The 15,119-nt window shown below is 75.7% G+C and carries 13 protein-coding genes; 8 read left to right on the forward strand and 5 right to left on the reverse strand.

What is annotated here, in order from left to right:
- Positions 1-104: 104 nt before the first annotated feature.
- The gene (locus tag ABZX96_RS23015) at positions 105-1,067 is read left to right on the forward strand and encodes a zinc-binding dehydrogenase (protein ID WP_355547370.1); all 963 of its coding nucleotides are present in this window, start codon (positions 105-107) and stop codon (positions 1,065-1,067) included.
- 151 nt (positions 1,068-1,218) lie between these two features.
- Here ABZX96_RS23015 and ABZX96_RS23020 read toward each other — a convergent pair whose 3' ends face one another.
- Positions 1,219-1,986: an antibiotic biosynthesis monooxygenase gene (locus tag ABZX96_RS23020; RefSeq protein ID WP_355547373.1), complete on the reverse strand. Its 768-nt coding sequence runs from the start codon at positions 1,984-1,986 to the stop codon at positions 1,219-1,221.
- A 132-nt stretch (positions 1,987-2,118) separates the two neighbouring features.
- On the opposite strand from ABZX96_RS23020, the gene ABZX96_RS23025 reads away from it, so the two are divergent.
- Complete coding sequence (locus tag ABZX96_RS23025) at positions 2,119-2,328, forward strand: helix-turn-helix domain-containing protein (protein WP_355547376.1); 210 nt, start codon at positions 2,119-2,121, stop codon at positions 2,326-2,328.
- Complete coding sequence (locus ABZX96_RS23030) at positions 2,328-2,888, forward strand: Clp protease N-terminal domain-containing protein (protein ID WP_355547379.1); 561 nt, start codon at positions 2,328-2,330, stop codon at positions 2,886-2,888. Before ABZX96_RS23025 ends, ABZX96_RS23030 begins: the two co-directional genes overlap by 1 nt.
- 265 nt (positions 2,889-3,153) lie before the next feature.
- Here the strand turns inward: ABZX96_RS23030 and ABZX96_RS23035 are convergent, their stop codons facing one another.
- From ABZX96_RS23035 to ABZX96_RS23050, 4 genes are all read right to left on the reverse strand, one after another.
- The gene (locus tag ABZX96_RS23035; protein WP_355547382.1) at positions 3,154-4,035 is read right to left on the reverse strand and encodes a hypothetical protein; all 882 of its coding nucleotides are present in this window, start codon (positions 4,033-4,035) and stop codon (positions 3,154-3,156) included.
- 179 nt (positions 4,036-4,214) lie between these two features.
- On the reverse strand, positions 4,215-5,393 hold the full coding sequence (locus ABZX96_RS23040; RefSeq protein ID WP_355547385.1) for a helix-turn-helix transcriptional regulator: 1,179 nt from the start codon (positions 5,391-5,393) through the stop codon (positions 4,215-4,217).
- 3 nt (positions 5,394-5,396) lie between these two features.
- Positions 5,397-6,299, reverse strand: coding sequence for a DUF4097 family beta strand repeat-containing protein (locus ABZX96_RS23045; protein WP_355547388.1), 903 nt, complete (start codon positions 6,297-6,299; stop codon positions 5,397-5,399).
- 442 nt (positions 6,300-6,741) lie between these two features.
- The gene (locus ABZX96_RS23050) at positions 6,742-6,921 is read right to left on the reverse strand and encodes a DUF6104 family protein (protein ID WP_355547390.1); all 180 of its coding nucleotides are present in this window, start codon (positions 6,919-6,921) and stop codon (positions 6,742-6,744) included.
- Positions 6,922-7,072: 151 nt separating this feature from the next.
- Between ABZX96_RS23050 and ABZX96_RS23055 the strand changes: the two genes are divergently transcribed.
- From ABZX96_RS23055 to ABZX96_RS23075, 5 genes are all read left to right on the forward strand, one after another.
- A complete protein-coding gene (locus tag ABZX96_RS23055; protein WP_355547393.1) occupies positions 7,073-7,540 on the forward strand; it encodes a CU044_2847 family protein in 468 nt (155 codons plus the stop codon).
- Positions 7,540-9,588: a trypsin-like peptidase domain-containing protein gene (locus ABZX96_RS23060; protein ID WP_355547396.1), complete on the forward strand. Its 2,049-nt coding sequence runs from the start codon at positions 7,540-7,542 to the stop codon at positions 9,586-9,588. Before ABZX96_RS23055 ends, ABZX96_RS23060 begins: the two co-directional genes overlap by 1 nt.
- 183 nt (positions 9,589-9,771) lie before the next feature.
- Positions 9,772-10,809: a MoxR family ATPase gene (locus ABZX96_RS23065; protein ID WP_355547399.1), complete on the forward strand. Its 1,038-nt coding sequence runs from the start codon at positions 9,772-9,774 to the stop codon at positions 10,807-10,809.
- Between the two features lie 6 nt (positions 10,810-10,815).
- A complete protein-coding gene (locus tag ABZX96_RS23070; protein WP_355547402.1) occupies positions 10,816-14,100 on the forward strand; it encodes an SAV_2336 N-terminal domain-related protein in 3,285 nt (1,094 codons plus the stop codon).
- An 87-nt stretch (positions 14,101-14,187) separates the two neighbouring features.
- A complete protein-coding gene (locus tag ABZX96_RS23075) occupies positions 14,188-14,448 on the forward strand; it encodes a YxD-tail cyclophane-containing RiPP peptide (RefSeq protein WP_355547405.1) in 261 nt (86 codons plus the stop codon).
- Positions 14,449-15,119 lie beyond the last annotated feature (671 nt).

A 15,119-nucleotide genomic window follows, 5' to 3' on the forward strand; every position in this document is an offset into this window, starting at 1 on the left:
TGTCCGAACGGCAAAGGGGACGAGGGCGCCCGGCGGTGACGGCGCGGCGCGTGTCACACGCCCGCGTGGTACCGCCGGAGCGGGGCGCGGCCTACGTTGGGATCATGTTTGCTGCCTACGCCGCGCGCATCGACCGCGACCAGCCGCTGAACGGTCTCGAACTGGGGGAGCGGCCCGCCCCCGAGGCCCGCCCCGGATGGACCACCGTCAACGTCAAGGCCGCCTCCCTCAACCACCACGACCTGTGGTCGCTGCGCGGCGTCGGGCTGGGCGAGGAGGCGCTGCCGATGATCCTCGGCTGTGACGCCGCCGGGGTCGACCAGGACGGCAACGAGGTCGTCATCCACTCCGTCATCGGCCAGACCGGCCACGGGGTCGGCCCGAACGAGCAGCGCTCCCTGCTCACCGAGCGGTACCAGGGCACCTTCGCCGAGCAGGTCGCCGTGCCCACCTGGAACCTGCTGCCCAAGCCCGCCGGGCTGTCCTTCGAGGAGGCCGCCTGCCTGCCCACCGCGTGGCTGACGGCGTACCGGATGCTGTTCACCAACGCGAACGTGCGTCCCGGGGACAGCGTCCTGGTGCAGGGCGCGGGCGGCGGCGTGGCCACCGCCGCGATCGTGCTGGGCGCCGCCGCCGGGCTGCGGATCTTCGCCACCAGCCGGGACGAGGGCAAGCGCAAGCGGGCCGTGGAGCTGGGCGCCGAGGCGGCGGTGCCGACCGGCGAGCGGCTGCCCACGCGGGTGGACGCGGTGATCGAGACGGTCGGCGCCGCCACCTGGTCGCACTCGGTGAAATCCCTCAAGCCCGGCGGCACGCTCGTCATCTCGGGCGCCACCAGCGGCTACCACCCGGAGCGCACCGAGCTGAACCGCATCTTCTTCCTGGAGCTGAAGGTCGTCGGGTCGACGATGGGTTCCAAGGAGGAACTGGCCTCGCTGATGGACTTCTGCGTGGCCAAGGGCATTCGTCCGCTCATCGACTCGACGCTGCCGCTGGACCGGGCGCGCGAGGGGTTCGCGCGGATGGACGCGGGCGAGCTGTTCGGGAAGATCGTGCTGACGGTGTGAGGCCCCTTTCCGAGGGGTGTTACCCCTCGCCCTGTGGGACGCGTTCTCGCGACGTGGGGTGAGGGGAGCCCGGGTCCGGGCGGGGGTTCCGTCCGGGCCCGGTGCGTTGTCCGGGTGGGTGCGCGGCTGTTGGCTCGCGGCAGGTGTGGGCTCACCCCAGGTCGCCGCCCGGCGCCGGGACGTTGACCACCGCGCGGTACGGGACGTACCGCGGTATCTCCGCCCGGCCGTTCGGCGGCGCGGCGGGCGGGAGGGCGCCCCAGGTGGGCGTCACGTCCGGGCCGAGCGCCTCGATCTCCGCGGCGAGCCGCCGCGACACCGGGCCCGCGGCGAACGCCCGCCAGGCCTCGTGCCCCGTCCATTCCGCGTGGTTGAGCACGCTGCCGCCGTCCTTGGCGAGGTGGAAGTGCGCGCCGAGCAGGCCCGGCACCCGCTCCCGGGCCAAGGTCTCGACCACGGCGTCCGCCAGCGCGCGCTGGGCCGCCGGGCCGGTCGTCGCGAAGGTGGGCGTGACGAGCAGCCCGGGACGCGGTGCGCCGCCCCCGTCCGACGCGGCGTCGGCCACGTACGAGCGGTACACCGTGCCCCGCCACACCCCCGGCCGTTCGATCGGCGGGAGGTCCCGGTCGATGCGGTCGATAGCGGCGGGGCGGCGGGTGCGCACCCACTCCCGGTGCGCGTCGTCGTCCCTCCACTGGGCGTAGTTCAGGACGTGGGTGCCGTCCAGGCTCAGGAAGGCGGTGAGCGAGAGCATCGCGTCCGGCCGCTCCTGGGCCTCCCACTCGTCCTGCACGGCGTCGGCGGCCGGCCGCTGGAATTCCGGGGCGGGCACGATCCAGCGGCTGAGCAGGACCGTTCCGGCGTCGGGGCGCCGGACGTCGGGGAAGGGGGCCGTGGGGGAGAACGGGGCGGGCGGCATGGCGCACTCCTTGGTCCGGGAACCGGTGGTGAGCGCATCCTGCGACCTCAACAGAACTTGAGGTCAAGGCCGGCCGGCTTCGTGTGTCAACCATCATTGACAGCTTGCCGCCGTCAACCTAAATTGACAGACATGACTGAGGCAACGGATCTCGCCGAGCGGGCGGGCGACCGGGACCCCCGGATCGGGTTGCGTGCCGTCGCGGCGCTCCGCCGGTTGCTGGAGCAACTCGAAGCCGTGCAGGTGCGCAGCGCCCGCGCGAAGGGCTGGTCGTGGCAGGAGATCGCCGCCGAGCTGGGGGTCAGCAGGCAGGCGGTCCACAAGAAGTACGGGAGGCGTTGATGTTCGAGAGGTTCACGGTCAGTGCCCGGAACGTCGTGCGCGGTGCCGCCGAGTACGCGGAGAGGGGGGACCGGGCCACCGTCGGCCCGGAGGAACTGCTGCTCGCCCTCATGGACCTGACGGGCACGCCGGGCGCGCGGGCGCTCGCGGAGCTCGGGGTGATCGAGCGGCGCGCGTCGGTGGAGAGCGCCCTGGAACGGGCGCGCCGCCGCGGTGGCGTCTCGGAGGCGGACGCCGAGGCGCTGGCCGGGATGGGGATCGACGTGGAGGAGATCGTGGCCCGGGTGGAACGGGTGCACGGGGTGGGCGCGCTCGCCGCCCGGGAGCCCGTCCGGCGGAGGTTCTTCTCCCACCGGCCGTTCACGAAGGAGGCGAAGTCCGTCGTCGAGCGCTCGCTGCGCGTCGCGCTCGGCCGGGGCGACAAGCACATCGGGGACGAGCACCTGCTGCTCGCGCTGGTGACCGCCCCCGGACCGGTCGCCGTCGCACTGGCCGACCACGGCGCGACGCACGCGGACGTGGTGCGGGTGCTGGATGAAAGGGGCGAGAAGGCCGGGTGAGAGCGGGTGCGATGAGAGCGGCGGGCGGGGCCGGTGCCCGGCCCGCCGTGCTCATGGGCGGCGGCGTCGAGACGTAGGGAGTGCCGCCCGGCTCGCCGTCCATAGGGGCTCTCATGGAGTGCCGCCCCGGCTCGCCGTCCGAAAGGGCTCTCTGGGGGCGCGTCCCCGGCTCCCAGCGCGAAAGGGCGACGGGCTCAAGGAGCTTCACCTTGGCCCGCCGCTCGCAAGGCACTCAAGGCGCCCGGCCCCGCCCTCCCCGCACCCCTCACGGATAAGCGACCTTCACCGCCCCCATCCCCAGCGTGCTCTGCCGGGGCAGCAGTCCCGCCTCGATGATCGCGGCCCGCAGGGGGGCGATGAGCTGGGCGAGGCGTTCGGCGCGGGAGCGGCCCAGGGCGCGCCAGGGGCCGGCGGCCAGGCGGTCCGTCAGGCGCTCGACCTCCTCGCGGCCCTCGCGGGCGTGCTTGGTGGCCCGGCCGTCCGGGGCTATCCAGCCGCGGGCGGCGAGCCGGTCGCGGGCGTGGCTCCATTCCTGGGCGGTCCAGCCGCGGCCGGTGAAGTGGGCCTCGGGGGCGGCGCCGATGGCGGCGAACGAGACCAGGGCCTCGCACGGTTCGAGGTCGTGGGTCAGCAGGGCCGCGAGGTGGCCGTCGCCGCGGTGTTCGCGGAGGACGGTGATGGCGTGCCAGAGCTGGAGGTGGGGTTCGTCGGGCCACGGCAGGTCGCGGTTGGCGGCGGCCAGCGGGCGGGCGGCGGTGGTGGCGTTCTCGGCGGCCTGCCGGGCGAGCCGGGCCGCCTCGGCCACCTGGGCGGGCGTCATCCGGCCGTCGATGAGGCCGGTGAGCACCCGGTCCACCGCTTGGAGCCGGGACTCCAGCACCTTCTGCGGCAGCGCCGTCGACCACACCTCCGGTACGTACCGGGCGATCATCTTCGGGCTGAAGCTGTAGAACGTCGCGGCCACCAGCTCGGGGCCCGCGGTGCCCAGCGGCGCGGACCGCCAGGCGAAGTAGCTGGGCCAACGTGTCTCCACGTCGTAACCGAGCGCCGAGGCTTCCTCAAGTGCCTCGGGGGCGAAGTAGAGAACGGCGTGGATGGGCTCCAGCTGGTGCCACATCCGGCGGGCCACGGCGGGATATTCCGACATGCGTACCTCTTGGCCTTCAAGATCCGTTTGCGCGAGAGCAGTTGACTGTAGACGTGCACACGGCCGAAGGTCAGCGGATTGCGGCAGTTGGACCCTCTGTTGGGCGAAAAGCCGTGCGAGGAACTGAGTTCCCCGATTACGCGGGGTGAATCCAGCCCCTCGCGGATAACTGTCCGTAACTATTGCGCGGGGCGGTCGTTGCCGCGCAGCGCGGCGCCGATCCGCGAGGCCACATGGGCCAGTTGACGACGGGCGTCTCCCAACTGTGCCGACGTCACTCCGTGATCGCGGGCCGCGTCCCGGAGGTCGTCGCGGAACCGGTCCAGCAGCCGGTCGAAGTCCCGGGCGGGGTCGCCCGTTTCGGGCTCGTGGGCCCAGGAGGGCTCGGGGCGCTCGGCGGGCGCGTCCTTGGTGAGGTCGACGCGGTCGTCCGACGGCGCGCCGGGGGAATCGGCGGTGTCGGAGGAGGCTTCCCGCGAAGACGCCGTCGCGTCGGCGGTGTCGGAGGAGGCTCCCCGCGAAGTCCCCTCCGCGTCCGCCGTGTCGTCCGTCCGCCGGTCCGCGTCCTCGTCCGGATTCATCGCCCCCGCGTACGTGCCCGTGAAGCGGCCGAACTCGCGCGTGACCTCGGAGAGGGCGTCGCGCACCGCGCCCTGCCAGTCCCCGGTGCGCAGGTGCTGCTGCGCCTGGTCCTGGATGCGGCGGAGCGCCTGCTGCATCTCCTCGTGCGCGTACGTCTGGGCGTCCTTGGCCAGCTTGCGGGCGCGCTGGGCGTCCTGCTTGGCGCGCCGCGTCTCCTCCTTGGCGCGCCGGGCCTGTTCCTTCCACTCCTCCTTGGCGCGCCGGAACTCCTCCTTGGCCTGGCGCCACGCCTCGCGGTCGCCGAAGGCGGGGTCGAGGAAGTCGGCGGCGTCGGGGAAGCCCGGGGGCGTGCCCTTCTTGCCGCCCCGCGAGCCGGTGCCGTTGCCCGCGCGGGCCTGGCGGGCGGCCTCGCGCATCTCGCGGCGCAGGTCCTGCGCCGAACCTCGGACGTCCTCGCGGATGTCCGAGGCCAGCGCGGCCACCGACTCGCGGATCTCCAGCTCCAGCTCCGCCAGTTCGCCGCCCCGGTCGGCCAGTTCGGCGCGCCCGGCGTCGGTGATCGAGTAGACCTTGCGGCCCCCCTCGGTGGCGTGCGTGACCAGGCCCTCGGCCTGCAGCTTGGCCAGTCGGGGGTAGACGGTGCCGGCGGAGGGCGCGTACAGGCCCTGGAACCGTTCTTCGAGGAGGCGGATGATCTCGTAGCCGTGGCGCGGTGCCTCGTCCAGGAGCTTGAGGAGGTACAGGCGCAGGCGGCCGTGGGCGAAGACGGGGGGCATGGCTCAGAGCACCTTTTTGTCGGCGGGGGCGGCGGAGTCGGCGGGGTGGGGGGAGGCGGCCGGGTCGGCGTCCTCGTCGCGGTCCTCGACGGGCGGGCGGCGCAGGAGGGCCAGGCCGCCGGAGACGGTGGTGACCTTCAGCCGCCCGTTGCCGGCGCCGAGGCGGCCGGTGATCCGCTTGGCGCCCCACTGGCCGCTGACCCGCAGGTCGTCGAAGGCGTTGGCGACCGTGCCGCTGGTGGTGTCGGCCTCCACCCGCGTGTCGGCGGGGTCGGGCAGCCGGATCGCTATCTCGCCGGAGACGGTGGTGAGGTTGATGTCCGTGCCGCGAGCGCCGGGGTCGACGTCCAGCGCCATGTCGCCGCTGACGGTCTCGGCCCGGACGGCGGCGCCCGCGCCCTCCACGACGGTCAGCGAGCCGGAGACGGACTGGACGCGCAGGTCGCCGGTGACGGCCTGGGTCTCCACGTCGCCGGAGACCGTCTCGGCGCGCACCGTGCCGGTCAGCCCGACGAGCGTGAGGTGCCCCGTGACGCCGTGGACGTCCGCGCGGCCGGAGATCCCCGAGACCACCGTGGCGGCGCCGACCACGCCCACGTCGACGCGGGTGTCCGCGGGGACGGCGACGGAGACGACCGCCTCGCGCCGCCAGGTGCGGCGGTCGAGGTACTTCAGGAAGCCCTTCAGGGGCAGGTCGTCGTAGCCGACGGAGAGCGTGCCGTCCTTGACGGACACGGTGAGGGGCGTGCCCTCCACCTCGCCGATCTCGACGCGCGGCGGGCCGCCGTCCGTGGTGCCGACGACGTTGACGGTGCCGCCGGCCACGCGCACGGTGAGCGCGCGGACGGGCTCGTCGATCTCCAGCGTGCGCGGCTCGGAGACCGACCATTCGGAGCGGGCTGCCATTGCCTGGCCTCCTTCTGGTTCCACGGATGGTTCCACGGAGTGGTTCGCGGGCGACGCAACATATCGTGTCATCGCGCTAACACGATATATCGCGGTGGTGGCAAGTCAAGTGCCCTGGTGGCGGTCTCCCTGGAATGGCGTACGCGGCCGTCGGGTGGCACCACCGAGGCCGTCGGGGCGATCACTGCGCCCGAAGCGGTACGTCCGGCTCCGCCGCGGGCGTGCCGCGAATGCGCCGACAGGAGGCGCGGGCCGTGCGCGCGCGAGGTGACGCGGCCGGGCCCGGTGGCGGGCGGGCCGCGGGTCCGGCCGTACGGGCCCCTGCGTCCGGGGCGGGGGGTGCGGCGCGCGCCGCCGCCCGTACGGCCTGGTCCTGCGGGGCGCCCGGGTGGACGCCCTGTGGTGCTCGTCCCGGAGGTCTTTCCGGAGGCTCGCCCCGGTGTTACTCGTCGTCCTCGTCGTCGAGACGGGCCAGCCAGGTCGCCAGGCGCTCGACGGGCACCTCGAAGTCCGGGTTCAGGTCGACGAAGGTGCGCAGCTGCTCGGCCAGCCAGCCGAGAGTGATCTCGTCGTCGCCGCGCCGGCTCTCCAGCTCCTCGATGCCGCGGTCAGTGAAATACACGTGTTCTCCACCAGAAGTCATGGGACATTCCCGGCCAGGATAGGCAGGCACCGAGACCCCTCGCGCCACACGCACCCGAGGGCTAATCTGATCACCTGTCAACGGTCCTGCGGCGAGGGTCCTTGCCGCTCAGGGGGAGCAGGAGGCCGTGATGTCCGATCGTGCGCGACGCATCGAACTGCCCGACGGGACGGAAGTGTGGGCCCGGGTCTCCCGGCTGGACACCACCGGCCAGATCGATCCCGAGGACGAGTTCCAGGACGTGGGGGCCGCCTGGGACGCGCTGACCACCCGCGTCGAGGGCCTGGGCGAACTGATCACCGGCGTCGCCACCAGCGTCCGCGCGGCCACCCGCCGCGTCGCGCCCGACGAGACCAGCGTCACGTTCGGCATCGAGGTCTCCGCCAAGCCCGGCCGGGCGGTGGCCCTGCTCGCGGAGGGCGGCGCCAAGGCCAACCTCTCCGTCAGCCTCACCTGGCGGCACGGCGGGAACGGCAACGGGAACACCGGCCCGGCGCCGTCCGACGACGATGACGACGACGACTCCCAGGATCAGGCGCCGGAAGGCGGTGGCGACGGACCCGGCGCCGGCCCGGGACCGGACGACGCGGGCCGCTGATGACGACCGCGGAGAGCCGCGAGCGGGTCGACCGCGAGCGGTACGCACGGCTTCTGGAGCACGCCGGACGGACCACCGTCGCCCTCCGCCCGGCCCCGGGCGCCGATCCCGCCCCGCTGTGGGGCAGCGGCGTCCTGATCGCCCCCGGCTGGGTGCTGACCTGCGCCCACGTCCTGACCGGCCCGGACGGGCAGCGGCGCGGCACGGACGGGTTCGGCGTGGCGTTCGGCGGCCGGGTCGTGGCCGCCCGGCTGGAGTACGACCTGAGCCTGCCGGTGCGCGGCGCCGCCGGGGTCATGGCCCGCCCCGACCTGGCCCTCGTCCGGCTGCTGGACGAGGGCGCCGCCCGCGGCCACGCGTGCGCCTGGGTCAGCGATCAGCCGGCGGCCCTGCTGGAGGACGCGTACATCTTCCGGGGCCACGACCGGCCCGGCGCCGACGGCCCGGGCCCGGACGCCGCCGCCGTCGACCCGTTCATCGCGGTGCGCTTCGGCGCCCGGGACCACCGCGGGCTCCAGTTCGGCAGCGACGTGCGGGTCACCCCCGGCGCGTCCGGCGGCCCGCTGCTGGACTGCGACCGCGGCGAGGTCGTCGGCATCGTCAAGGGCAGCCACCGGGAGGACCGGGTGGGCCTGGCCGTCCCGGTCACCGCGCTGCGCGAACTCGGCCCGCAGCACCTGGTCCCCGGCGCCGAGGGCCTGGGCCCCGAGCCCTACCACGAGCTGATGAGCCGGCACGACCACTGGCACTGGACGGGCCAGGGGCTGGACGAACGCGGCGCGCCCACCTGGTTCGACGCCCAGCACGCGATCATGGCGGGCCGCGGCCGGCTGTGGGGCGTCCAGGAACGGCTCCAGGCGCTGGACCTGCTGGCCGGGCTGCCCGCGCCCCGGGACCCGCTGGCGGTGGCCGCGGCGGTCGGCGAGGCGCTGGGCCGCACCGACCGGTCCGGGGGCTGGTCGCTGCGCACCTGGCGGGACGGCCACGGCGCGCTCTACCAGGGCAGCGACCCGTACACCGAACTGGTCGTCTTCGTGCACTACCTGCGCATCGTCGCGCAGCACGCCGACGACCAGGCGCGCGGACTGCCCGCCGACGAGGCCGAGGCGGTGCGCGCGGCGGCCGAGCGGCTGGCCGCCTTCGTCCGCGACAAGGCGGTGGTCCTGCGCTGGGAGGACCGGGCGCGGATCGGGCCGGTGCGCCGCCGGCCGGACTCCGTCCTGGTGGAGCTGGAGCCGCTGTACTACGGGGACGGCGGGGAGCAGCGCTTCAACTGGTCGGTCAGCCTCGGCTACGGACGGGGCCGGTGGCTGCCCGTGGACATCCAGGAGTCCGCCGCGGGCATGACGCTCCAGGAGGCCCGCGCCCAGCTCGTCCGGCACCTCGGGCCGCGGCTCCTGCAGGCCGACGCGGACGCCGGCAGCGACGCGCGGGTGCGCCTGGAGGTCGCCGTGCCCGAGGGGTACTGGGACCTGCCGGTGGACCGCTGGGAGCTGCCGGTCTCCGCCCGGCGCACCGCCCGCACCCGGCCGATCGGCCCGCGCCGCCCCGTGGTCCTGCGCGACCAGGGACGGCGCCAGGAGGTGGACCCGGCGTGGCTGCGCCGGTGGCGCGGCATCACCGGCGCGGTGACCCTGACCGGGCTCCGCCTCCCGCCGCACCCCCCGGCCGCCTCCCCGAGCGTGTGGCGGACGCTGGAGGAGGCGGAGGACGGCGCGGTGCTCGCGCTGTGCCGGACGGTCGCCGACGGCTACGGCCTGGACGCGGTCGGCCAGGCGCTCGACACCGGCTACGCCGTGGGTCTGTGGCTGTCCTCCGGGCACGGCGAACGGGAGTGCGACGAGGCGTGCGAGGACTTCCACCGCCAGGTGCGGGGGGTGCTCGCGGCGGGCGGCGTGACGGCGCTGCCGGAACTGGTCCGCGAGCTGCGCGGGAAGGCGGAGGACCGCAGCGGCCACTGGGCCCGTGACCTGATCCTCTTCTACGACGACCCGGAGAATCCGATCCCCGAACTCTTCGCCGCGACCGGGGAGTCGGGCGTACGGTGAAAGCGGTGGGCGACCGGAAAACGTCGTGCCTTTCCTCCGTGATGGGTACTGTCATAGCTGCGTGACAGACTGCCTGAGGCGGGCGTGGGGGAAGCCGGGAGAGGGTCGCGTGGCGCACTCCCCGGACGGTTCCCGTGGGCCCTCCTCATGCCCGAGGCGTGGCCGGCGACGAGGAGTTCCGACGTGAGCGACTGGCTCATCTACCGAGGCGCGGGGGCTCCGCACGACGGCATCGAGCAACTGCCACCGCCGCCCCCCTGGCGGGATTTCGACGGCGGACCGCTGGTGCCGCCGCCCGCCGCCCTGGACCACGCCTCGGAACGCCGGCTCGGCGTCCAGCACCGGGAGGCCAGCTACCACCGCCCGGGCGACACCGAGCGCGAGCTCGTCAACGCCGCCCTCTACCTGCGCCGTCCGCTGCTGGTCACCGGCGCCCCCGGCAGCGGCAAGTCCACCCTCGCCCACTCGGTCGCCTACGAACTGGGCCTGGGCCGGGTGCTGAGCTGGCCCATCGTCAGCCGCAGCACGCTGCGCGACGGGCTGTACCAGTACGACGCCATCGGCCGCCTCCAGGACCTCCAGATCGCCCGCGTCGCCCCCCAGCCCACCGACGCCGCCGAGGAGCCCGAGCCGGGCGGCGGCATCGGCCGCTACATCCGCCTCGGCCCGCTCGGCACGGCCCTGCTGCCCGCCGCCAAGCCCCGCGTCCTGCTGGTCGACGAGCTGGACAAGAGCGACATCGACCTCCCCAACGACCTCCTGAACGTCCTGGAGGAGGGCGAGTTCACCATCCCGGAGCTGGAGCGGCTGGCCGGGACGGCGCCCGAGGTGCCGGTCCTGACCGACGACGGCCGCCGGGTGACGGTGCGCGAGGGCCGGGTGCGCTGCCGCGCGTTCCCGTTCATCGTCCTGACCAGCAACGGCGAGCGCGACTTCCCGGCGCCCCTGCTGCGCCGCTGCATCCACCTGCACATCCCCGCGCCGGGCAAGGAGCGGCTGGCGGGCATGGTGCGGGCGCACTTCGGCGAGGACGCCGCCGAGCGGTACGAGGCGGTCATCGACCGCTTCCTGGACCGCGAACCGGGCGACGTGCGCGCCGTGGACCAGCTCTTCAACGCCATCCACCTCACGCAGAAGGCCGGCTGGACCGACCAGGACGAGGAGGAGACCCGCCGACGCCTGACGGCCGAGTTGCTGCGGCCTCTGGATCGGACGAGGTGAGTGGCGGTGCCCTCCGGCGAGCCGGGGCACGGCCCCCTCGACCAGCTCGTCGCGCGACTGCGCGCGGCGGGGCTGCCGGCGGACGCCCGCGCCATGGCCGACGCCCTGTGGCTGGCCCAGTGGATCACGCCCACCGGGCCGCCGGAGGCCGCCGTTCCGGAGCCTGACGGGGGCGCCGCCCCCGCGGACCGCAGAAATCCGGCCACTTTCTCGGTGGACTCCGAACGCCCGCGCGCATCGGGGAGCGTGCCCGGCGCGGGTGCCGTGCGGGAGGCCGGTGCGCCCCGGCGCGAGGTGGAGCTGCTGACCGCGCGCGAGGACCGCCCCCTGGACCCGGACCGGAGCGGCCTGGGCGAGGTGGCCGTCCCGATCGCCGCCGCGTTCCCCGGCCTGCTGCCGTTACAGCGCGCGCTGCGGCCCGTGCAGCGCTACCACCCGCCCGTCGCGCCCGCCCGCCACGAACTCGACGAGACCGCCACCGCCGAGCTCTCCGCCCACCTCGAAATGGTCACGCCCGTGCTGCGCGGCGTCCGGCACCGCGAGGCCGCCCTGCGCCTGCTGATGGACGGCTCCGCCACCATGGCCGTCTGGGAGCAGATGCTGCACGACCTGCGGCAGGTCTGCGAACGGGTCGGCGCCTTCCGCGACGTCACCGTGCACTACCTGCACCCCTACGGCGCCGAGGTCGGCGTCGCCGCCGGGCCCGACCCGGGGGACCCGCTGCGCCCCGTCGACCAGCTCCACGACCCCACCGGCCACCACCTCACCCTCGTCGTCAGCGACTGCGCCGGACCCCTGTGGCGGGACGGGCGGATGCAGCGGCTGCTGTACCGCTGGGCGGCCGACGCGCCGGTCGCCGTGGTGCAGCCGCTGCCGCAGCGGATGTGGGGCCGGACCCTGCTGCCCGCCGCCTCGGGGACGCTGGTGCGCCACCAGGGCCCGTACACCGCGCTGGAGTTCCGGCCCGCGCGGCGCCGCCGCCGGGCCGCGCCCCGGCAGGCCGACGACGCGGTCCGCGAGCGCGCCGTGCCGGTGCTGTCGGCGGCCCCCGCCGCCCTGGGCACCTGGGCCCGGCTGGCCGCCGCCGACGCGGGGCTGACGCTGCGCGGCGCGGCGGCCGTGGTCCGCGCCGACCACGGGCCGGACACCGGCGTGGCACCGGAGCCCGAGCGCGCCGCCCCCGACGCCCTGGTGCGGGAATTCGAACGGGTCGCCTCGCCCGAGGCCCGGCACCTCGCCGTGCACCTGTCCGCCGTTCCGCTGGCGCTGCCCGTCATCCAGCTCGTCCAACGGGCGATGCTGCCCCAGACCGGCCCGGCCGAGCTCGCCGAGGTGCTGCTCGGCGGGCTGATCGAGCAGCTCCCGGCGCCGGGGCGGCCGTCCGGGCGGGAGGCCGAGGGCACCGGGCCGTGGTTCGACTTCGTGCCCGGCGTCCGCGACATCCTGCTCGCCCGCCTCAGTGCAGGCGAGGCCGCCCTCGTCCTCAAGCACTGCTCCCTCTACATCGAGCGCACCTTCGGCCGCGGCGCCCGCAACTTCCCCGCCGTCGCCGTCGCCATGCTCTCCGGCAGCGGACGCGAGCCGCGCACCGGACGGCGTGCCGTCCCCGAGCCGTTCGCCCGCATCTCCGAACGCGTCCTGCGCCGCTTCGAACCGGCGCTGCGCGCCCCCGTCCGCTCCCCGTACGCCACCGACGGGCCCGCCGCCGAGGGCGCCGGACGGCTGGAACGCTACGAACAGGACGGCGACGTCCGCGACCTCATCGAGGCCGTGCGGCTGCTGCGCGCCGCCGCCGGGCGGCTGCCGGAGGCGGGCACCGACTTCGCCCGCGCCCTGCTGCACGCCTGGGCGGAATGGCGGCAGCCGGACGCCCTGGAGGAGGCCGAACGGGCCGTGCGCGCCGCCCACGAGGCCGCCGAGCGCGCCGGGGACGACGACGGCGAGGCCCGGGTGCGGGCCCTGATCGTGCGCGCCCGGGTGCGGTACGCGGTCGCGCAGGACAGCACGACCGCGGAGGCCGAGCGCGCCGCCCTGGAGGAGGCCGCCCGCCATCTGGAGGCAGCGCGCGGCCTGATGGGACTGCTGGACCCGCGCGTCCTGGAGTGCGTCGAGCTGCGCACGGACGTGCTGCGGCGGCTGGCCGCCCTCGGCAACGGCACCCCGGAGCCCGGCACGCGGGAGCCCGGCGCCCCCGACCCGCTCCGGCAGGCCGAACGCGCCCTGACCACCCTCCTCGACCAGTGGCCCAGCGGCGCCCAGGTGCCCGCCGAGATCTACGCCGCCCGCGGCGGCGTCCTGCTCGACCGGGCGCGCCGGGCCGCCCGCACCGCCCCCGGCACCGGCGAACCGGCCGCCCCGCTCGCCCTGCGCGCCGCCGCCGACCTCGACCTCGCCGTGGTCCTGCTGCGCCGCCGGGGCGGCGCCGCCGACCGCAAGCTGTGCGAGACCCTGCTCGACCTCGCCGAGGCGCGCTCGCTGCGCGGCGACGACACCCTCCTGCCCGTGGTGCTGCACACCCTGGAGGGCGCCCGCGACATGGCGCACGCCCTCCAGGACCCGGCCCTGGAGGCGGAGAGCCTGGCCCGCACCGCCGCCGCCCACCGCGCCGTGCACACCGGCACCGGTGACGTGCACGCCCTGGAGGAGGCCATCGACGCGCTCGCCGCCGCGCTGCGCCTGACCATCCCCGACACCCCCGAGCACAGCCGGCTGCTCGCCGAGCGCGGCGCGGCCCTGCTGGCCCGCGCCCGCCTGGAGACGGGCCGGGAGGCGGGCCGGCGGATGGCCAACGAGGCGGTGCACGTGCTGCGCGAGGCGCTGGGCCGGGTCGCCCCCCAGGACCCGGACCTGGGCGGCCACCGCCTCCAGTTCGGCCGCGCCCTGCGGCTGCGCTACGAACGCCAGCCCTCGCTGGCCGACCTGCACGAGGCCGACTGGGTGCTGGAACTGGCGGCCCGCGGCTCGCCGGACCCGGTGGTCTCGGCCGAGGCGTGGCTGGAGGTCGGGGACGTGCAGTTGCTGCTCGACCGCCGGTTCCGCTCCAAGGAGCGGCACGACCGGGCCGCCGCGTCCTACCGCCGCGCCGCCGCCGACGCCCGCCGCGCGCACCGCCCGGTGCTGGCCGCCCGCGCCCACCACCGGCGCGGCGAGGTGCTGGAGGACACCGCGGGCCCGCGGCCCGCGGTGCAGGCCTACCGGGAGAGCTGGGAGCAGTGGCAGCTCGCCACGGAGGAGGACACCCCGGAGGCCCGCCGCACCAGGGAGCGGCTGAGCGCCCTGCGCGGCGGGTGAACGACGGCACACCGGCTGACCGGGACCGTGTTTCCCTGTACAGGCGTTCGGGAACACACCCGTCCATCCAGCCCAGAGGAGAGCAGCGTGGCGACAACCCCCCTGACCGGCCCGGCCCCGGCCGCCGGCCCGTCGGCCGAGCCGCTGCCCGACTTCGGCGCCGTCGACGTGGCCGCGGTGGCCGCGCGCACGGCCCACCCGGTACTGGGCGAGGTGGCCGCGCTCCTGCTGCGCGACTGGCCCGACGCGCGGGACGCGGTGGCGTATTACGAGGACGGGCCGGAAGCGGTGGGGACCTGGGCACCGTCCGACGGCGGCGGCGCACCGCGAGGCGGGCCGCAGCGGTAGGGGACCGGGACGGTTCTACGGCGGCGGCGTCCTACGGGGCGGGCCGGTGGCCCGGCGGCCGTCCGGCGACGCGGTGGTCAGCCGCGCGGACGGGCCGGGGCGGTGGCAGGTCCGGCGTTCGTCCTTCCGTGGTGGCGCACCGCGAGGCGGGCCGCAGCGGTAGGGGACCGGGACGGTCCTACGGCGGCGGCGTCCTACGGGGCGGGCCGGTGGCCCGGCGGTCGTCCGGCGACGCGGTGGTGAACCGCGCGGACGGGCCGGGGCGGTGGCAGGTCCGGCGTTCGTCCTTCCGTGGTGGCGTACTGCGGGGACGGGCCGGAGCGGTGGCAGGCGCGGCGTTCGTCCTCGCGAGGCGGACCCGAGCGGCAGCGGCCCGGCGGTCGTCGGCGTACCGCGAGACGGGGCCGGAGCGGCAGGGGCCCGGCGGCCGTCCTCCGACGCGACGTACCGAGGACGGGCCGACGCGGCAGCGGCCCGGCGGTCGTCCTCCCTCCCCACCCACGCCCCAAGCCCCCCACCCGCCCCGCCCCCGGCGGCACTTTCCGGGCAATCGCGGGAGTGAACCGGCCACTTGTCCCCCTTTCCGGTTCCCTGTTCGGTCGCCGGGCCATGCTCAGGCAGCACGGCGCGGCGCGCGTCCGGCAGCACGCGCGGACCCGGGGGAGGCCCGG

It is taken from the genome of Streptomyces sp. NPDC003077 (genome assembly GCF_040611095.1).
Taxonomy (GTDB): Bacteria; Actinomycetota; Actinomycetes; order Streptomycetales; family Streptomycetaceae; genus Streptomyces.